The sequence below is a fragment of the Pseudarthrobacter chlorophenolicus A6 genome (genome assembly GCF_000022025.1).
GTDB classification, from domain to species: domain Bacteria; phylum Actinomycetota; class Actinomycetes; order Actinomycetales; family Micrococcaceae; genus Arthrobacter; species Arthrobacter chlorophenolicus.
This window is the reverse complement of record NC_011886.1, coordinates 4,165,149-4,184,051: the sequence shown is the minus strand read 5'-3', so window position 1 is coordinate 4,184,051 and position 18,903 is coordinate 4,165,149. Positions and strand designations below refer to the sequence as shown.

Below are 18,903 nucleotides of genomic sequence, written 5' to 3'. Positions count from 1 at the left end.
GACCCCAGCCTTAGGCCACTGTCACCCGGACCTGCTGCACCATGTTGTTGGCCATGCCCTGGTAGTTCCAGTTCTGCTCCAGGGGTTGGGTGGCGCCGGTGGCATCAGTGGCGCGGCAGGACAGCACGTGCTCGCCGGGCTCCGCCACCCACGGCAGCGTCCACTTCCGCCACGCAAATCCACCCAGCGGCTTCTCCAGCTGCGCCGGCAGCCAGGCCCCGTCAATGCCGACGTCCACTCCGGTCACCGCACCCCCACCGGACCACGCCCGGCCCTGCAGCAGGACAGGCCCGGCGGCCAGGGTCCGGTTCCGTGTGAGGAAGTCCGGAATGCCCGGCGGAACCATCAGCGAACGCACCCTGATGCGCGAAACCGGTGTGCCGGCGTCGTCCGCGGAATCCTGGTAGCGGTAGGCGACGTGCTGCTGGTAGCCGGTGAAGGGGGCGGTGACCACCTCGATGGATTCCAGCCACTTCACGCTGGCCATGCCGTACCAGCCGGGGACCACCAGGCGCAGGGGGTAGCCGTGCTGGGGCGGGAGTTCGTGGCCGTTCATCGTGTAGGCAAGCACCACGTCGGCCCGCATCGCCTCGCGGATCGGCAGGCTGCGCGCGTACCGCTGCCGGACGCCGCCCTGGATCCCGGCGTCGGCACCGGTAAAGACGACTTCCCGGGCACTGGGCAGGACGCCCGCCTTGCCCAGCAGGTAGGCGAGCGGAACACCCGTCCAGTACGCCGTCCCCACGGCTTCAAGGACCCAGGGCTGGCTGATGGGCCGGGGGCTGAGCAGGGACCGTCCGTTGCCGGCGCACTCAAGCGTCACGGGGACGGTGATGGCAGGGTCCTTGCGCAGGGCCGCCATGCTCAGTTCCAGGGACCGTTCCACCGCCCCGCCGATCAGCAGGTGCCAGGACGCCGCATCGATGTCCGGAATATCGAAGTGTGTGAGGACATAGTGCAGGCCCGGTGGCGTGACATCGCGGCGCATCGCCTCCAGCGGCATGGAGTGGTTGCGGGCCGAGAGCTGGAGTTCCTCCGCGGTGAGCGGGCCGGTGGTGGGCCCGACGGGTGCCGTGCCCTCCGGGGTAGCCGCCTGGACGGACTGCAGGTTGTCTTGGGTCTGCGTCATGGCGCTGCGATTCTGTGGGGCGGATGGCGGGGCGGGCGTTCCTTGCTTCTGGTTTACGCCCGCCCCGCGCGCCCGTCAACGCCCTGAAGGCGCAAGAACCGCTACAGCACGGGCCTGGTCAGGAACTCCGCAAGGCTGATGGGGTCCTGGCCCGTCAGGCCGTGCACGTCGAGTGAGATGCCTGCCATCTCGCCTGCCGCCATGGCGGTGTACGTGCTGACCCACGCATCCAGCTGCCACTGCGGCGCGTTGTAGGGTGCCCGTGATGCGTAGGCTTCCTCCACCGTCTCCGCCTGGAAGCTCACGTTCCTGCCGGTGCCTTCGCTGATGATCTCCGCAGCCCGTGCCATGGAAAGCTCTTCGGGGCCCGTGAGGCGGTAGGTCTTGCCCTTGTGGATGGCAGGGTCCCGCAGCACGGCCACCGCACTGCGTGCAATGTCCTCCCGCGCCACCCCGGAAAACACGCCGTCACCGGCCGGGCCCCTGATAACCCCCTGGTCATCGGTCATCAGGGGCAGGAAGTCCAGGTAGAAGTTGTCCCGAAGGAACGTGTAATCCATCCCGGAGGCCCGGATCCGCTCTTCCGTGGCGTAGTGGTCCCGGGCCAGCGTGAACGTGGCATCCGGGGCCGCCCCGTAAAAGGACGTGTACACCACGTGCTCCACACCGGCTGCGGCCGCGGCATCCACGAACGCAAAGTGCTGCTGCAACCGGTCCTCCGCCTCCGCGGCGGACACCATGAACAACACCCGGACCCCCTCAAGGGCACTCCTGGCGGCCTCCGCGTCGCCGTAGCTGCACACGGCGGTGGCCGCCTGCTCCAGGTCAGGCGCGCGGGACGGGTCCCGCACCAGCAGGCGCTGGGCGAAACCGGCGCCTGCAAGTTCCCGGGCCACGATGCCGCCCAGCCCGCTGGTGGAGCCGGTGACCGCAAGGTCCGGCAGGTCCGCCGCCATGCGCCTAGGCTTCCCGCGTGGCGGGGGACTTGGTCTGGGCGGGGTCGCGTTCGGCGAGGGCACCTATGGCGTCGTCTATCTTCTTCAGGACGTCCGGCTCCAGCTTCACGCCGGCGGCAGCCACGCTGTCGGCGATCTGCTCCGGCCGCGAGGCACCCACGATCGCGGAAGCCACGTTGGGGTTCTGCAGCACCCAGGCCACGGCGAGCTGCGGCATGGACAGGCCCGCCTCCTCAGCAACCGGCTTGAGGTCCTGCACGCCCTGCAGGACGTCGTCGCGCATCCACCGCGAGATCATTTTGGCGCCGCCCTTTTCGTCGGTGGCGCGGCTGCCTTCGGGTGCCGGCTGGCCGGGAAGGTACTTGCCGCTCAGGACACCTTGGGCCATGGGTGACCAGACAATCTGGGACACGCCCAGTTCCTCCGACGCCGGCACCACCTCGGCTTCGATGACGCGCCAGAGCATGGAGTACTGGGGCTGGTTGGAAATCAGCTGGAACCCCAGCTCGCGGGACAGCTTGTGCCCTTCCCGGAGCTGGTCCGCGGTCCATTCGCTGACGCCGATGTACAGGGCCTTGCCCTGGCGGACGATGTCCGCGAAGGCCTGCATGGTCTCCTCAAGCGGCGTTTCGAAGTCGTACCGGTGGGCCTGGTAGAGGTCGATGTAGTCCGTCTGCAGCCGGCGCAGGGAGCCGTTGACGGAATCCATGATGTGCTTGCGGGACAGGCCAAGATCGTTCTTGCCCTTGGGACCGGTGGGGCCGAAGACCTTCGTGAAGATCTCCAGCGATTCGCGGCGTTCGCCCTTCAGGGCCTCGCCCAGGACCGTTTCCGCCGCGGTGTTGGCGTACACGTCGGCAGTGTCGAAGGTGCTGATGCCGGCATCGAGGGCGGCGCGCACGCACTGGGAAGCGACGTCGTTCTCCACCTGGGAGCCGTGCGTCAACCAGTTGCCGAAAGTAATTTCCGAGACTTTGAAACCGCTGTTTCCGAGGTATCTGAATTCCATGGGCTTCACGCTAGCGGAGATGGTTGCTCAGGGTAAGGGCCGTCCCCCGTTCCGTGCAGTGGCGTCGGATTCCGTCCTTTTCTGGTCCTGGCCATGCTTGAGTACCTGCTGCGCGGAGAGGGACACCAGCGATCCTGTGTCCAGCGGCGGCAGCACCTGCGGAGCCTTGGGCTTCGTGAAGGAGTGCGGGACTTCGCGGACGGGGCGGTGGTTGTGCAGCGCAGATTCCACGAGCGGCGCCACGGACTCCACCTTCTCCGCCGGAACCGCAGGATCAGGGAGGTCCCGCACCGAGAGCTTGATTTCGGGGTTCGCGGCGCGCTCCCGGGCCGTGGCGCGGGCGTCGGCTTCGGCCACGGCGGAGGCCCAGTCCTCGGCCAGGACGGCTTGCTCACGGCGGGTTCCGGATTTACGGGCGACGGCGGTGCCCAGCGCCGATTTTGCCAACGGAGACTTCGCGAAAGCGGACTTTAGGCGCGCCGGCTTGAGTGCCGCAGCCCAGCCCCGCGATGGGCGCACGGATCCTGGCGCAGCGCCGTTGCCGGACTCGGGCTCGCCAAGCCGGGTTCCGTAGAGCTGCACCAGGGGCATCCCGTCCTTCCGTTTGCCCTTGCCGAACAGCCGCATCAGGACGATGGCGGCCAGCCGGCCCACACCGGCGAGGAGCAGGGTGATGACGCCCAGGAGGAAGAGGACAAAGAAGATCAGGAAGGCGACGCCCACCGTGCCCAAAAAGGTCAGGTTGAGGACGAGCGTGTCCGGATTCTCCACGATTCATCTCTCCTCTCTGCCGGCAGCTTGGGCCCGCGGCGGCGCCCCCACACACGGCAGCAGCTTCGTATCCACCTTACGGATTTTTGCGCCGCAGTGCCCCAGGCGCGGGGGCGTCCACGGGGTTGTAGCAAAGCCGTTACCGGATGTGACAGCATCCCCGTATGACAAAAATCGGAGCACAGGACCGTTGCCCCTGCCTGTCCGGGGAACAGTACGCCTCCTGCTGCGGCCGGTTCCATTCAGGCGGGGCTGAAGCAGCCACGGCGGAGCAGCTGATGCGTTCCCGGTACACGGCCTTCGTCCTCCTGGACCGGGACTACCTGCTCCGGACGTGGCACCCGGACACAGCCCCCCTGGATCTGCAGCTGGACCCGGAAATGCAGTGGCGGCGCCTGGACATTGCGGCCACCGGAGGCGGCGGACCGTTCGACACCGCGGGAACAGTGGAGTTCAAGGCTCACTACCGGCACACCGGAGAGCGCGGCGTGCTGCACGAAACCAGCCGGTTTGTCCGTTCGGGCGGCCGGTGGCTTTACGTGGACGGGGACATCCGGGACTGACTACTCGGCGTAGTCGTTGTCCGGCGTGAATCCCGCCCGGTCAACCTTCCGGTGGAAGTGCATTCCGGCCAGCCCGCCCAGTACTGCGCCCACCAGCGCAACCACGGCCACCACTACGGCGGCGATGATGCTGGTGGTGGTCAGTTCACCCTCATTGATGGGGATCCGCGGAAAACTGTTGAGGTTGGCCAGCACATTGAACTGCTGTCCGGCCACCAGGCCCAGGATGGCGATGACGATCGCGGCGATCAACGCCCAGACCCACACCATGAGGCCCTGCTTGGCACCATTGAAGCGCGCCATCCGGCCGGCCACGTAGCCGCCGGAGTAGTAGGACACGAACAGGATCACCAGCAGCACAATGATGCCCACCAGGCCTACCGTGCCGCTGTTCCGGGTGGCCTGGTCCACGGCTTCATTGACGTCCGTGTTGTTGGCCAGCCCCACGGCGGTACCGGCCGCGGCCACCAGTGCGGTGAGCAGGACGGCCATGCCGGTTGCGGTCAGCCAGCCAAAGAATGCGGAGCCTACCTTGATGCCGCCGAACTGTTCCTTCTGCCGGGCCACCGCCGTTTCGCGGTCGGCCAGGTTCGGGTCCACGGCCGCAGCCGGAACGGCTGCGGTCCGCGTGGTTGCCGCGGATCCGCTGCGGTCCGCGTAGTCCCGGTCGGGGTCGGGGTCGGTCCGCTCTGCGTAGGTGTCCTGGCGGTAGTCGCGCTCCGCGGATGCGGCCGGTGCCTCAGAGTACGGGCGTGTGGTGTCGCCGGCGGATGTGCGGGCGATGGGACGCGTTGCATTGTCAGCGGGAGTCCGGTCAATGGAGCTTGTGGCCTGGCTGTCCGCGTCGCCGGGCCGGCCGGTTTCGCTGCGCCCGTCCTGCCGCGCTCGCCGGGGAGGGAGGTTCTCTGGGTCCGTGGGGCTGCTCATGGATCCACTCAACCACCGCCCCACCCCGATAGCAAGGATGCTTACTGTTCCGTGACCTGCGGTTCTACCGGTACCTGCGGTGCAGGTTCTCCTTCGCTGAGGCCCCGTGGGAGGCATCGGCAATCCACGGCCCGGTGCCCTCGGACTGGTCCAGGACCCCCTCCTCCAGCCAGGCGTAGTCCCCGGCGAGGACCTTGCGCGTGAGGCGGTGGTCGCCGTCGTCCGTGTTCCGCCACAGCTGGTCGAAGTATTCGTCCACCCGCACCCGCGCCTGCTCGCAGTATGCCTCGGCGAGTTCGTAGGCGCTCGCCGCCCGCCCTGGATCGGTGCGGAGCAGCATTTCCGCGCGCGAGCAGCACGCTGTCATGGCGAAGAGTTCAGCGCCGATGTCCACCACGCGGCCCAGGAAGGCCTGCTTGCGCTCGAGCTTCGCCTGCCACCTGCCCATGGCGTAGAAGGTCTGGCGGGCCAGCCGCCGGGAGGAGCGTTCCACGAACCGCAGCTGCCGGGCCAGCCGGCCGAACTCGCTGTAGGAGCGCGGGTCCATCCCGGCGCCGGCCACCAGCTTGGGCAGCCATTTGGCGTAGAAGCCGGAGGCGCCGACGGCGGCCCTGGCTTTGTCGGACAGGCTCGCATCCAGCGACGCCAGGTCCCCGGCGGCGGCCAGGTGCGCGTCAACGGCTTCGCGGGCAATCAGGAGACGCATGATCTCGGAGGACCCTTCAAAGATCCTGTTGATCCGCAGGTCCCGCAGCTGCTGCTCGGCGGGTACTGCGCGCTCGCCGCGTGCGGCCAGGGACTCCGCGGTCTCAAAACCGCGCCCGCCGCGGATCTGGACCAGCTCGTCAGCGATCCGGCAGCTGATTTCCGTGGCCCACAGCTTGGCCAGGGCGGCCTCGATCCGCACGTCCTTCTGGCCTGCGTCCGCAAGCTCGGCGGCGAGCTCGAACACGGCATCCAGCGCGAAGGCGGAGGCCGCGATGAAGGCGATCTTCTTTCCCACAGCTTCGTGCTCGCCCACGGGCCGGCCCCACTGGGTGCGGGCGTTGGACCATTCGCGGGCGATCTTCAGGCTCCAGCGCCCGGACGCGACGCACAGGGCAGGCAGGGCCAGCCGCCCGGTGTTAAGGGTGGTCAGGGCAATTTTCAGGCCCTGCCCCTCGCGGCCCAGCCGGTTGGCCGCAGGTACCCGGACCTGGTGGAAGCGGGTGACGCCGTTTTCGATGCCGCGCAGGCCCATGAAGGCGTTCCGGTTCTCCACCGTGATCCCGGGCGAGTCCATTTCCACCACGAATGCGCTGATGCCGCCCTTGTGTGTTGTGCCGTCGGCATCCGTGTGCGCGGGAACCACGGCCATCACCACCACCAGTTCCGCGATCACCCCGTTGGTGGTCCAGAGCTTCACGCCGTCCAAAAGGTAGGCCTCGCCGTCGTCCGCGGGTGTGGCGGTGCTGCCCAGCCTGGCGGGGTCGCTGCCCACGTCCGGTTCGGTGAGGAGGAACGCGGTGATGGCGCCGGCCGCGCACCGGGGCAGGTACTCCTTTTTCTGTTCCGGGGAGCCGAACACCTTGACCGGCTCGGGCACGCCGATGGACTGGTGCGCCGAAAGGAGCGCGCCGAGGCTGGGGTGGACGCTGCCCAGCAGCGCAAGGGCACGGCCGTAATACACCAGGGAGAGGCCCAGCCCGCCGTACTCCTCGGGAATCTTCATGCCGAAGACGCCCAGGTCCGCCAGTCCGCGGATGTACTCGTCCGGAATCTGTGACGCACGCTCGATCACCCGGCCGTCCATGGTGCGGGCATACGCGGTGAGCCTGCCCATGAAGGCTTCGCCACGCTCCACATCGGCAGGATCGGGCGTGGGCCAGGGGTGGACCAGGCTGAGGTCGAAGTTGCCCAGGTACAGGCCCTTGGCAAAGCTGGGCCGGTCCCATCCGGTTTCCCGGGCGGCCTCGGCCACGGCGCGGGCTTCATCCGCGGTGACGCCGGAACCGATCTTGCCGGCGGGGACGGGGGTTTCTTCAGCCGGTGCGTCAGTGGACGGGCTGTGCGTGGCGGAGGTCATGGGTTATCTCCTAGGCCGGAATGGCCGGTGAAGCCATGGATCCGCCGGGTTGGAGAACCCTTCAGCTGTCCCTCAATATTACCCGCGGGTAAGTTCCGGTGCTAGGGGAAGGCTGGGCCTGAAAGTCGGCAGCCGCGTCCACGCTTTTCGCGTGGTGCACCAGCCGGTCCCAGCCGGCGTTGATGCCGTGGACAACCGCCAGGAGCGTACTGGACACCAGCACCCAGGCGAGCTTTCCCGTCCCCAGCAGCAGGAGCGCAACCAGCCCCGATGCCAGGACGAAGGCGGCCAACAGCCCGCCAAAAGCCAGGGTCCCGATGAAGACCAGCGTGGATGTGTCCAGAGCGCTCAAATCGAACTGCATGTGTCCCCCTGCGGCGTTGCTGTGGTGAAAGTCTGCTGCGGCCAAGCGGCGAAGGCCGGTAGCAGAAAGCGTAGGGTGGGGCCCGCGTGGCCAGCCAGAGCCGGGCGCCGGGAAACCGCTGTTGATACGGGATCGATACCCTACCGCCAGGTAGGTCACGGAGCGGTTGCGGCGGTCCCCCTGAACGGGCTGCGTTAACCTTGTAGTTGGCCGTTTTCCGGCCCGCCCCGCCGCCCGCCCCGCCAACAGTCCAAGGAGAGTGTGTGCCCCGCTCCGCCAGGTCATCCGCTGACGCCATCAGCGCCCGGCTCCGGGACCTCGAACTCCTCACCAAAGGACCCGCCTGGGCCCTCACCCGCTCGGCGCCGTGGGTCATCGCGGTGCTGCAGGCATCCTTCACGCGCACCCGGCCGCAGCTTCCGCTCGAGGAGTTCCATGCCGACGTCGACTCCTTCCTTGAGGAGCTCCGCCGGCAGGACCCCGGCCTGGGAGGCGGCGCGAACGGCAAGTCGTTCGGCGACGAGTGGACGCGGCGGCAGTTCCTGACCCGCCGGAACCAGTCGGGCCAGATCGTGTACGAAGTCACCGAACCGGCCGCCCGCGTGCTCGCCTTTCTGGACAGCCTGTCCAGTGAACGGTCCACCCTGAACGGGTCCCGGCTGGGCACGCTGCTCGGTGACGTCGAAAAGCTCGCCAATGAGACCAACCCGGACCAGAGCGCCCGGCTTGAGGCCCTTGAGGAGGAAATCGGCGAGCGGCAGCAGCTGATCGAGGACATCAGCAGCGGCGAGTTCGACGGTCTGCTCGATGACGACCAAGCCGTGGAGGCCGCGGGCAACATCCTGGACCTGGCCGCCAGCCTGCCCGCCGACTACAAGAAGATGCGCGACCGGATCGAAGAACTGGTGGGCGGCCTCCGCAACCAGATCATCGAGGAGTCATTGACCAAGGGCGCCACCATGGCGCAGGTGCTGGAAGCAGACAAGCGCCTCCGCCAGAGCCCGGAGGGCAGGACGTTCCGGTCCTTCACCGCGTTCCTGGAGGACCCTCAGCAGCAGCTTCGCTTCCGCTCGGCCATCGGTGAAGTCCTCGGCCGGCAGTTCGCGGACGACCTCTCGCCGGAGGACCGCGAAACACTGAAGAACCTGGTGGCAGAACTCCGCCAGCAGCACAGCCAGATCCAGCGCATCTACGGCAAGCTCAGCGAAAGCCTCAACACCTACGTCCAGAGCGACGACTTCCGCCAGTCGGTCCGGTTGCGGCAGGTCCTGCGCGAGGCCGAGCACGCCATCCGGTCCCTGCCGTACGAGCGCGACCGGCCCGGCCTGGTTCCCGGACCGGTCCTGTACAACGCGGGTTTCGAGGCGCTGTCCATGGTGAAGCTGTTCGACCCCGACGAGTTCGCGGCGCCGCCCAAACTGGCCGATCCCATCGCCTTCAGCGATTCGGACCGCGTGCGCTCGCCGAGGACCGGCAAAGCCAAACCGGTTGTGGTCCGCGCGGCCATGGCAGGCGCCACGACCCTGGGCGACGCCTGGGGGCAGCTGCCGCCCGAAGAGCAGCACATCAACACCATCCGGGCGCTCCTGTCGGAGGCCCTGCACGCCGGGGCCGACTTCAACCGCAGCGATTTCGAGGGCCTGGACTTCGAACAGATAGACGGCTCCACCCGCAGGGCCTACCTGCCGGTGGTCACGTTCGCAAAGGATTCAGATGACTGAAGAGATCACGACGCCGGCAGTTGAGCAGGTGGGGAGCGAAACTCTCGAGACGGTGGTTGAGACCGTCGAAACCGCGGACGATCCGATGCCGGCCAGCCACGTCACCGCAGCAGTCTCCCCCCGCGACACCTTCGTGGACGGGGCCGCGTTGTTCCCCGGCGACACGGGCGTGCTGAACATGAAGGTCCGCCAGGCACTGGTGAAGCTCCTCAAGGGCCCGTACATTGACGGCGGCCGGGACGAAAAGCTGTGGACAGTCCTCCTGGACAACCAGGTGATCCTGCGCAGCCGGCTTTCGGAGCTGTTCCTGAGCATGCAGCTGGACCATGAGCGGAAGATCGCCGTCCTGCGCCCCGTGGACCCGGACGTGATCGGCGGCAGCGCCCGGTCCAGCATCCTGCGGCAGCAGCGTGCGCTCAGCCGGGTGGAAACCATCGTGCTGCTCCGGCTGCGGCTCCTGCTGGACCGGCACGTCACCGCCCAGACGGACCCCACCATCACCCGCGAGGAAATCACGGACCTGGTGGCGCACTACCAGCCCTCCGGCCAGCAGGACGCCCTGCGAGACTCGGACGTGGTCACCCGTGCCATCACCAAGCTCCTGGCCCGCCAGCTCCTGCTGCCCACGGGCCTTGATGACGTGTACACCATCTCCAACGCCCTCCCGCTGGCCCTCCCGTTCGAGAACATCGGCGACATCCCGGCCCACATCGAAGCCCTGGTGGCCGCGTCAACGGACCAGTCCGGCACGGAACCGCTCCTGGACCTCGACGCAGATCCGGTGGCTGAGCCCGCCGATGGCGAGGACCACGACAACGACGACACAGAGGCCGCCAAGTGACCATTCCGAGCATGCTCCCGCTGGGGGAAGAGACGAACCCCGGACAGATGCGGCTGGCGCTGGTCCAGGTGGTCAACTGGGGCACGTTCCACGGCGCGCACACCATGCGGGTAGACCGCAACGGAACCCTGCTGACCGGTAACTCCGGCGTGGGAAAGTCCACCCTCTTCGACGCCATGCTGCGCGTTTTCGATGCCAGGCCGCGGTCCAACGAGGCAGCCGCCCAGCGGTCCGGCGGTGCTGTGGAGGACAAGCGCACTACCTTCACGTACATGCGCGGCAAGGTGGGCGACAAGGCCGTCGGCGAGGGCTCGGCCAGTGCCTTCCAGCGCCCCGGTGCCACCTGGTCCGCCGTCGGGCTGACGTTCGACAACGCTGCGGGCACCCGGGTGACCGTCTCGGCGCTGTTCGACCTGCCGAAGAACGGCACGGAATCGAGCGTGGGCCGGTTTTACCTGATCGACAATGTTCCGCTGGACCTCGACGCGATTGAAGGCATCGCGGACAAGCGGTTCACCAAGGGTGCGCTGGAAACGGTCTTCCCGCACGCCCAGGTGTTCGATGTCCACAAGGCCTTCGCCGAGCGGTTCCGGCGGCTGCTGGGCATCAGCTCGGACCAGGCGCTTCCATTGCTGCGGGTCATCCAGGCCGGCAAGGGCCTGGGCGGCAGCGTCAACACGTTCTTCCGCGACCAGGTGCTGGATGCCCCCGCAACACTGACCGCGGCTGACGATGTGGTGGAAGAGTTCAGCAACCTCATGTCCATCCGCCAGCGCCTCGAAGACGTCCGCCAGCAGCGCGACCAGCTGGCGCCGGTTCCGGGGCTGAACCGTGAGTATGCCCAGGCGCTCCTTGACGCCAACCGGCTCCGGGAGCTGGCCGGCGGCGAATTCGAGTCGTACAGGCAGCGCCTCGCCGTCACCGTCCAGCAGAAGATCCTGGCCCGGTTCAAGGAACTGGCGCAGGCCAAAGCCAGGGAACTCGGCGCCGAGCGCTCGGTCCGTGATGGCCTGGCCAAGAACCTGCGGCAGCTGGAAACGGACTACAACAGCCAGGGCGGCAACGCCATTTCCGCCATTGAGCAGTCGCTGGAGAACGCCCGGGTGGGGCTGCGCCTCCGCCGCCAGGTGGAGCAGGCCGCACAGCAGGCGCTGTCCGACGCCGGGCTGGAGCTTGAGTGGACGGCTTCCGGCTGGGAGCAAGCGCACGAGCAGGCGGCCGCCCGGTCCGCGGAGCTGAAGGATGATTCGCAGGCGCTGCAGGAGTTGCGGTTCGAGGCGTTCGACGCACACGCCAGCCGCAAGCGCGAACTTGCCGCGGCTGAGCAGGAACTCGTGTCGCTGAAGACGCGCAAATCCCTGCTGCCGCCGTCGAGCATTGAAAACCGTGCCGCCATTGCCGCGGCCACCGGCATCCCGGAGGACAGGATGCCGTTCGCCGGTGAGCTGATGGACCTGGCCGAGGGGGAGGAGCGGTGGCGGCCGGCGGCCGAGCGCGCGCTCCGCAACCTGGCCACCACGCTCCTGGTCCCTGGCGAACACTTTCGTGCCGTCACCCGCTACCTCAATGACCACAACGTCCGGGGTGCGCTGCGGGCCGTGGACGTCTCCAAGCCCCTCGCCGGCGGTGCGCTGGCAGTGGAGGACGCGCACGACGGCGACCTGCTCACCAAGCTGGACATCCTCGCCAGCGGTGCGGCTGCCGAGGCCGGGGAATGGGTGCGGGAACGCATCGCCCTCGACTTCGCCTACCCCTGCGTGGAAGACCCGGACCAGCTCGCCGCGCTGGACAGGGGCCTGAGCCTGGGCGGCGTGGTCAAGCGGAACCGCCACACCGTGGAAAAGGACGACCGGTTCACCAGCCGCCAGGACTACGTGCTGGGATTCGACAACGCCGCCAAGCTGGAACTTGTGGCCGGCCAGGTGGAGGACCTCCGGCAGGAAGTTGCCAAGGCCGCCGAGCTGGCCCAGAGCCGGGAAGATTCCCACCAGGGCATGAGCCGGCAGCTCGAAGCGCTCCGCCGGATCGCTGAGGACGACAGGCCCTGGGACCAGGTCTCGGCAGCCGTCGCAGCCGATGAGCTGGCGGGCATCGAGCAGCGGCTCAAGGATGCCCTTGCCGCCCAGGCGGACCTGGAGCCGCTGCGCGCCACCATCGAGGAGGTCCGGCAGAAGCACCAGTCCAGCACCGAATCTGCGGCCGTGCTGCAGAGCGAGTACAAGGCGCTCGACAGGCAACTGACCGCTGCCGATTCCCTGCTGGAAGCCGCACGCCACCGCCTGGCCGAGGCGCCGCCGTCGGACGCCACCGTCACGGCGATGGAACCGTACTTCGCCGACTTCGGCGACGTGACGGAGATGCACGAGCTGGACAACCTCGCCAACAGGGTGCGGACCGCACTGCAGGGCGAGCTGCATACCGCCGAATCCCGGGGACAGGCCACCGCGGAGCGGCTCACCCGTATTTTCGAGGGGTTCGTGCGGGAATGGGGCAGCGCCATCTCCGCCGACCACGGCACCAGCATTGGCGCGGCCAGCGAATTCGAAGCCCGCTACCACGCGATCGTCAATGACGGCCTGCCGGCGCAGGAAGCCGAATTCCGGCAGTTCTTCAACCAGCGCACCCATGAATCCTTCAGCACCCTGCTGCACCTCCTGGACGAGGAACGCCGCTCCATCACCAGCCGGATCCTGCCCCTGAACGGCATCCTGTCGCAGGTGAACTTCCATGAGGGCAGCTTCCTGGAACTGGACATCAAGCAGACCCTGCCGCCCACGGCCAAGCAGTTCAAGGACGCCATCCAGAACGCGCTGAAGGCCCGGCATACCCGCCCCGCGAAAACGGAGCCGGGTGCGGAACGGGACGACGACGCCGAGCTCACGGCACGCTACAAATCCCTGGAAACGCTGGTGAAGCGCCTGGGCTCACAGGCCCCGGAGGACCGGCGCTGGCGGGCCGAGGTGCTGGATGTCCGCGGGCACCTGTTCATCCAGTGCAAGGAGCACCGCGAGGTCACCGCCCCCTCGGGCAAGGGAAAGAAGGCCGGCAAGAAGACCGAGGTGTTCATGCACGCGGACACCGGTTCCATGTCCGGTGGTGAGCGGCAGCGGTTTACGGCGTTCATCATGGCGGCCGCCCTCAGTTACCAGCTGGGCATCGCCGAACAGGGTTTCACCACGTACGGCACCGTCATGATGGACGAAGCCTTCGTACTCGCTTCCGAGGAGTTCGCCGGTGCAGGCATCAAGGCGCTGCACGAGTTCGGCTTCCAGTTGCTGCTGGCCGCCCCGGAGAACGTGATCGACCTGTCCCGGCACCTGGGCTCCGTAACCGAGATCCTCCGGGACCGGCGCACCAACCGTTCCGGCGTGCTGACGGCGCCGGTCATCCGTCCCAGGCAGGGCGAGGAGGGGGCCTGGCGGTCCGAGGCGAATCCGGTGGACATCGTGCTGCGCTGACAGCCCGCCGCGACGAACCTGAGACAGGGATAACAACCTGATGGATTTATTCATCAGGTTCTGGTGTGCCGCGAATTGGTTGTGCCACCCTTGTGAGCACCACACCACCTCGCCAGCCCGATCCCCATCGGCAACTGCGGAACGCTGGGTCCCGCAGTTGCCGCGCAAGAGACTCACGGCGCCATCGTGAAAGGCAGCCACCATGCACCCAGCCCGCCGCCTGACCGGACCCTTCGCCCTGGCCACCGCAGCCGCCTTACTCCTGGCAGGCTGCACATCCGGCGGGCCGGCCGGACCCGGCGGCGCCGTGACGTCTCCCGCCGCCACTGTTCCCCCTTCGACGGGAGCGCCGGAGCCTGCGGCCCCGTCCGCGACGCCGGGCCGGGCCGCCACGCAGGCGCCGTCGAGTTCCGATCCTGCTGCGGCCGGGCTGGCAACCTTCACCTTCCCTGACGGCAAGCTTTCCTTCACCCGGCCTGCGGACTGGAAGGCAGAGGTCTTCGAGGCCTCGGCGTCCCCGTATGTGGGAACGGCCACCATCTACGATGCCAGTGACAAGCAGTTGGTCAGCATCTACTACGGACAAATCGCCGATGGCGTCTCCGGGCCCGTCACCAGGACCGTTTTCGAATCCGTACCGGTGCCCGGGCTGCAGGGCCGGTCCACTCCGGAGGCGCATGCCTCGTTCTATGTGGACTGGGACGATGACGATGCCACGTACCACCTGCAGCTGACGGCGGGCGCACCGGCAACAGGCCCCCGGGACGCGGTCAAGGGAATCATCCTCCTGGGCGACCGCGTGCTCACGGCGGAAGTGCTGTTCGATGACCAGCAGTTCCCGGACGACAAAACCGCCCGTGCGTGGTTTGCCGGGAGCCAGGGGCAGGCGCTGAAGGCCATCCTGGCCAGCTTCACCTACCGCTGACCCCCGTTCCCTACTTCAGCTGCACCCTGCCCAGGAACTGCGCGGTGCGGTCCTGGAGGCCCTGGATCTGGCGGACCACGACGGCGGCCGGGTCCGGGTTGATCTCGTTGGCCGGGGGCTCTTTGCGGACATTGCCGGAGCACAGGAAGTCTGCGCAGATCAGGGTACCCACGGTGTTGCCGTTGCGGCCGGACTGGCCGGCGCGCCGGGCCACCCAGAGCAATACGTCCTCCTTGGAGAACACGTCGCGGCACAGTTCGCACAGGACAGAGCGGTTCTTCCGGGCGCCACCTTCGGGTGCCCGGAGCAGCACTCCGGTGAGGCCCTTGGGGCCGGGAACCACGAGATAACCGCGCAGCGGCATTTTGGGGTCCCGCCACCCGAGGAAGTCCAGGCTGTCCCAGTCCATGCTGTCGAAGTGCTGGGGCAAGTTGAGTTTGGCGGCCTCGGAGCGGCTGGCGTTGACGAAGGATGAGCGGATTTGCTGGGGCGTGACTGATTGCATGGCAAAACTTTCGCGAGAAGGGTGCCCGGGATCGGGCGGCAGCCCGGGAATCGGGCTCGATGAAAAAGAGAGTCAGCAGTTGTCCGCGAGGCAGGCCAAAACGGCCACCCCGCATTCCGCGGCAGCGGCCGGGCTGACAGCCTCCGGCGTGCGCATTGCTCCTCGATGTCCCGATCTCTTGAGAATTTGTCCGGCCGTTCCGCAGCGGACCCGGTCCATGCCATCCTGCCAAATCAGGGAAATCCTGTCCAAGACCACAACGGCTGTGTCCTTCGTCACCTTGGGGAATAAGATACGAAAAGCTTTCGTAATAGGACAGAGCATAGGCTAGCCTTACTTAAGTTCGCATCGCTCACTTAAGGAATTTCATGGCTTCCTCCCTGTTCACGGGCACCAGCACCACCCGCCGCACGCTGCTTAGGTCAGCCGGGGCGTCGGCTATCCTGGCCGCCGCGGTGACGCTCTCCGCCTGCTCCACCGGCCCGGCAACGTCGACGTCCGATGCCAGCGCACCCACCTCCAGCAGCGCACAGTTCCCGGTCACCATCGACCACGTGTTCGGCAAGACCACCATCGAGAAGCAGCCCACGCGGGTTGCCACGGTCTCCTGGGTCAATGACGACGTCGCCATTGCCCTGGGTGTTGTCCCCGTAGGTGTCCCCAAGAACGAATGGGGCGGCAACGACAAGGGCTCCACACCGTGGAAGGACGCCGCACTTGAAGAACTCGGCGCCGGATTCGGCACCGACAAGGCTCCGGTCCAGTACTCGGAAGCCGACGGCATCAACTTCACCGAGATCGCCAAACTCACCCCGGATGTCATCCTGGCCGCCTACTCCGGTCTGACCGAAGAGGACTACAAGAAGCTCAGCGAAATCGCGCCGGTGGTGGCGCACCCCGAGCTGGCCTACGGGACCTCCTGGCAGGACGCCACAACCATCGTGGGCAAGGCGCTGGGCAAGGACGCCGAAGCCGCCAAGCTGGTCTCCGACACCGAGGCCACCGTCAAGGAAGAGGCGGCGAAGTACCCGCAGATCAAGGACAAGACGTTCATCTACGGCTACGCCCTGCCGTCCGACCGCACGCAGACCGGCATCTACACGGCCAACGACAACCGGCCCAAGTTCCTGTCCTCCATCGGCATGAAGCTCGCCCCCGTTGCGGAGCAGGCATCGGCCGGTTCGAAGGAATTCTTCGTGCCGTGGTCCGCGGAGAAGGTCAACGAACTTGATTCGGACATCTTCCTCAGCTCGGTGGAAGACGCCAGCGAAGCTGACGCCATCAAGAACGACCCCCTGCTCGGACAGATCCCTGCCGTCAAGAGCGGCGCGTTCGTGGCAGACGCCAACAAGAGCCTGGTCCTCGCTATCTCTGCTTCCTCACCGCTGAGCCTTCCCTGGGCGCTGGACACGTTCCTGCCCGAACTGGCCACCGCAGCGGATGCCGTGAAGTAGCACCGGTTCCGTGACACAGAGTTCGACGACGGCGGCACGCCAGGCCGCAAGCCCCGGCACTTCGGTGCCGGGGACGGAAGCCCGTGCCCCGGGGAGCGCCCGCGCGTTCCCCGGCAAGCGCGCCGCCTGGCTGCTGGCCGCCGTCGTCGTACTCGCCGTCCTGGCAGGTGCATCCCTCGCCGTCGGCGCGAGGGGCCTGCCGCTGGGCACCGTCTGGGACGCGCTCACGCAGTTCGATCCCGCCAACGGGGACCACGCTGTGGTCCACGCCCGTATTCCCCGCACCATCCTCGGCCTGCTGGCCGGCGGTGCGCTGGGCCTGGCCGGCGCCGCCATGCAGGGCGTAGCCCGCAACCCCCTTGCCGACCCCGGAATCATGGGCGTCAACGCGGGCGCCGCCCTGGCCGTGGTGACCGGCATCTATGTCTTTGGCGTCGGCTCGCTGTCCGGCTACATCTGGTTCGCGTTCATCGGCGCCGCCGTGGCCGCCGTCGTGGTCTACTTCATCGCATCCCTGGGCCGGGACGGAGCCACGCCGGTCAAGCTTGCCCTGGCCGGTGCCGCCCTCAACGCGGGCCTGTACTCGCTTATGAGCGTCATCCTGGTCTCCAGCCAGGACACCCTGGACAAGTTCCGGTTCTGGCAGGTGGGCGGCATTGCCGGCCGTGACTGGTCCGTGGTGCTGGCGGGGCTGCCCTTCCTGGCTGCAGGGGCTGTCGTTGTGCTGTTGACCGGCCGGATCCTCAACAGCCTGGCGCTGGGTGATGACATTGCCCGCGGCCTGGGCCAGCGCGTGGGACTCGCCCGGGGCATCACTGCCCTGGGCATCGTGCTGCTGTGTGGATCCGCAACGGCGATGGCGGGCCCCATCGCCTTCGTCGGACTGGTCATCCCGCACGCTGTCCGATTCCTGACCGGCCCGGACTACCGCTGGATCCTGCCGTTCTCCCTGGTCGTGGCGCCCGTGCTGCTGCTCGGCGCCGACATTGTGGGACGGGTGGTGCTGCTTCCCGGGGAGGTTCCGGCCGGCATCATGACCGCACTCATCGGCGCGCCCGTGTTCGTATGGCTGGTCCGCCGCGGGAAGGGAGCCGGACTGTGACCCTCAAGGCAACCACCCCGCTTGCCCCATCAGATATCGCTGCCAAAACCGGGTCCAAGGGACCAAAAGTGATAGGGCAACGCCGGGAACGGATCCCCCTGAACCGGACCGCCTTCCTGGCCACCGGCGTCGTGGTCCTCTTTTTCGTTTCCGTGCTGCTGGGCAGTTACACGGTGACCATCCCTGACTTCTTCACCATCGTCTTCAACCACCTGACCGGCGGTCCCCGGATCCCCGGTGCCAGTTTCATCGTCATGGAGAACAAGCTCCCGCGGGCGGTCATCGGAACCATGATCGGACTGGCCTTCGGGCTGGCCGGTGCACTCTTCCAGACGATGCTCCGCAACCCGCTGGCCAGCCCGGACATCATCGGCATCAGCTATGGCGCCAGCGCCGCAGCCGTGGTGGCCATCGTGATTTTTGGCGCATCAGGTGCAGTGGTGTCCGGCGCCGCGCTGGTGGGGGCCCTGGCCGTAGCGGGCCTGATCTACGCGATTTCCAGCGGCGGGATCCGCGGGGCCGGCCGGGGCAATGCCGCCGGCAACCGGCTGGTACTGGCAGGCGTCGGAATCGCTGCCGCCCTGCACGCCGTGGTCAACTTCCTGATGACGCGCGCTGATATCCGCACCGCCGCAGACGCCCTGGTGTGGCTCAACGGTTCCCTGAACTCCGCCAACTGGGACCGCGCCGGGATCCTGTTCCTGGCCCTCGCCGTGCTCCTTCCCGCTGTGGCCGTCATCGCCGGGCCGCTGCGCATCCTCGAACTGGGCGACGACACCGCGGCAGGCCTGGGCATCCGGGTCAACGCCGCCCGCCTCGCCCTGGTCATCATCGCCGTCACCCTTGCGGCGGTGGCGACGGCGGCCGCCGGGCCGGTCTCGTTCGTCGCCTTCCTGGCCGGTCCCATCGCCCGGCGCTTCACCCGTAAAGCCAGCCTGCCGGCGTCGGCCCTGGTGGGGGCCCTCATCGTCCTCGCCGCGGACTTCCTCGCCGCCAACCTTGCCCCGCTGGTGCTGGACGGAACCGTCCTGCCGGTGGGCGTCATCACCGGCGCGCTCGGTGCCCCGTTCCTGCTGTGGCTCCTGGTCACGAACAACCGAAAGGATGCCTGAC

16 protein-coding genes are annotated in these 18,903 nt (G+C 67.7%); 8 read left to right on the top strand and 8 right to left on the bottom strand.

Going from position 1 to position 18,903, the window contains the following annotated elements; translation table 11 throughout:
* Positions 1 to 10 precede the first annotated feature (10 nt).
* From ACHL_RS18795 to ACHL_RS18780, 4 genes are all read right to left on the bottom strand, one after another.
* Complete coding sequence (locus tag ACHL_RS18795) at positions 11 to 1,129, bottom strand: sulfite oxidase (protein WP_015938895.1); 1,119 nt, start codon at positions 1,127 to 1,129, stop codon at positions 11 to 13.
* Between the two features lie 101 nt (positions 1,130 to 1,230).
* Positions 1,231 to 2,085, bottom strand: coding sequence for an SDR family oxidoreductase (locus tag ACHL_RS18790; protein ID WP_015938894.1), 855 nt, complete (start codon positions 2,083 to 2,085; stop codon positions 1,231 to 1,233).
* A 4-nt stretch (positions 2,086 to 2,089) separates the two neighbouring features.
* The gene (locus tag ACHL_RS18785; protein ID WP_015938893.1) at positions 2,090 to 3,094 is read right to left on the bottom strand and encodes an aldo/keto reductase family protein; all 1,005 of its coding nucleotides are present in this window, start codon (positions 3,092 to 3,094) and stop codon (positions 2,090 to 2,092) included.
* 27 nt (positions 3,095 to 3,121) lie between these two features.
* Positions 3,122 to 3,865 (bottom strand): hypothetical protein, encoded by a 744-nt coding sequence (locus ACHL_RS18780; RefSeq protein ID WP_015938892.1) that lies wholly within the window; start codon positions 3,863 to 3,865, stop codon positions 3,122 to 3,124.
* Positions 3,866 to 4,029: 164 nt separating this feature from the next.
* Here ACHL_RS18780 and ACHL_RS18775 point away from each other — a divergent pair, with 164 nt between their 5' ends.
* Positions 4,030 to 4,428: a YchJ family protein gene (locus ACHL_RS18775; RefSeq protein WP_015938891.1), complete on the top strand. Its 399-nt coding sequence runs from the start codon at positions 4,030 to 4,032 to the stop codon at positions 4,426 to 4,428.
* On the opposite strand, the gene ACHL_RS18770 is transcribed toward ACHL_RS18775, so the two are convergent.
* The 3 genes from ACHL_RS18770 to ACHL_RS18760 all read right to left on the bottom strand — a co-directional run bounded on the left by ACHL_RS18770 (position 4,429) and on the right by ACHL_RS18760 (position 7,784).
* The gene (locus tag ACHL_RS18770) at positions 4,429 to 5,355 is read right to left on the bottom strand and encodes a hypothetical protein (RefSeq protein ID WP_015938890.1); all 927 of its coding nucleotides are present in this window, start codon (positions 5,353 to 5,355) and stop codon (positions 4,429 to 4,431) included. It lies immediately after the preceding gene.
* A gap of 64 nt (positions 5,356 to 5,419) precedes the next feature.
* On the bottom strand, positions 5,420 to 7,420 hold the full coding sequence (locus ACHL_RS18765; RefSeq protein WP_015938889.1) for an acyl-CoA dehydrogenase family protein: 2,001 nt from the start codon (positions 7,418 to 7,420) through the stop codon (positions 5,420 to 5,422).
* A gap of 61 nt (positions 7,421 to 7,481) precedes the next feature.
* Positions 7,482 to 7,784: a hypothetical protein gene (locus ACHL_RS18760; protein ID WP_015938888.1), complete on the bottom strand. Its 303-nt coding sequence runs from the start codon at positions 7,782 to 7,784 to the stop codon at positions 7,482 to 7,484.
* A 263-nt stretch (positions 7,785 to 8,047) separates the two neighbouring features.
* On the opposite strand from ACHL_RS18760, the gene ACHL_RS18755 reads away from it, so the two are divergent.
* The 4 genes from ACHL_RS18755 to ACHL_RS18740 all read left to right on the top strand — a co-directional run bounded on the left by ACHL_RS18755 (position 8,048) and on the right by ACHL_RS18740 (position 14,729).
* On the top strand, positions 8,048 to 9,505 hold the full coding sequence (locus ACHL_RS18755) for a DUF3375 family protein (protein WP_015938887.1): 1,458 nt from the start codon (positions 8,048 to 8,050) through the stop codon (positions 9,503 to 9,505).
* Positions 9,498 to 10,346 (top strand): DUF4194 domain-containing protein, encoded by an 849-nt coding sequence (locus tag ACHL_RS18750; protein ID WP_015938886.1) that lies wholly within the window; start codon positions 9,498 to 9,500, stop codon positions 10,344 to 10,346. The genes ACHL_RS18755 and ACHL_RS18750 overlap by 8 nt, the downstream gene beginning before the upstream one ends.
* The gene (locus tag ACHL_RS18745; protein ID WP_015938885.1) at positions 10,343 to 13,804 is read left to right on the top strand and encodes an ATP-binding protein; all 3,462 of its coding nucleotides are present in this window, start codon (positions 10,343 to 10,345) and stop codon (positions 13,802 to 13,804) included. Before ACHL_RS18750 ends, ACHL_RS18745 begins: the two co-directional genes overlap by 4 nt.
* 202 nt (positions 13,805 to 14,006) lie before the next feature.
* Positions 14,007 to 14,729, top strand: coding sequence for an RAD23 family protein (locus ACHL_RS18740; protein ID WP_015938884.1), 723 nt, complete (start codon positions 14,007 to 14,009; stop codon positions 14,727 to 14,729).
* Positions 14,730 to 14,739: 10 nt separating this feature from the next.
* Here ACHL_RS18740 and ACHL_RS18735 read toward each other — a convergent pair whose 3' ends face one another.
* Positions 14,740 to 15,234, bottom strand: coding sequence for an FBP domain-containing protein (locus tag ACHL_RS18735; protein ID WP_015938883.1), 495 nt, complete (start codon positions 15,232 to 15,234; stop codon positions 14,740 to 14,742).
* Positions 15,235 to 15,602: 368 nt separating this feature from the next.
* On the opposite strand from ACHL_RS18735, the gene ACHL_RS18730 reads away from it, so the two are divergent.
* The 3 genes from ACHL_RS18730 to ACHL_RS18720 are packed head-to-tail and all read left to right on the top strand — an operon-like array spanning position 15,603 to position 18,902.
* Positions 15,603 to 16,688, top strand: a complete 1,086-nt coding sequence (locus ACHL_RS18730; RefSeq protein WP_015938882.1) for an iron-siderophore ABC transporter substrate-binding protein — start codon at positions 15,603 to 15,605, stop codon at positions 16,686 to 16,688.
* A 10-nt stretch (positions 16,689 to 16,698) separates the two neighbouring features.
* Positions 16,699 to 17,790 carry a FecCD family ABC transporter permease gene (locus ACHL_RS18725; protein WP_015938881.1) on the top strand — a complete coding sequence of 364 codons (1,092 nt, stop codon included), beginning with the start codon at positions 16,699 to 16,701 and terminating at the stop codon, positions 17,788 to 17,790.
* Complete coding sequence (locus ACHL_RS18720; protein WP_015938880.1) at positions 17,787 to 18,902, top strand: FecCD family ABC transporter permease; 1,116 nt, start codon at positions 17,787 to 17,789, stop codon at positions 18,900 to 18,902. The genes ACHL_RS18725 and ACHL_RS18720 overlap by 4 nt, the downstream gene beginning before the upstream one ends.
* Position 18,903: the final 1 nt, after the last annotated feature.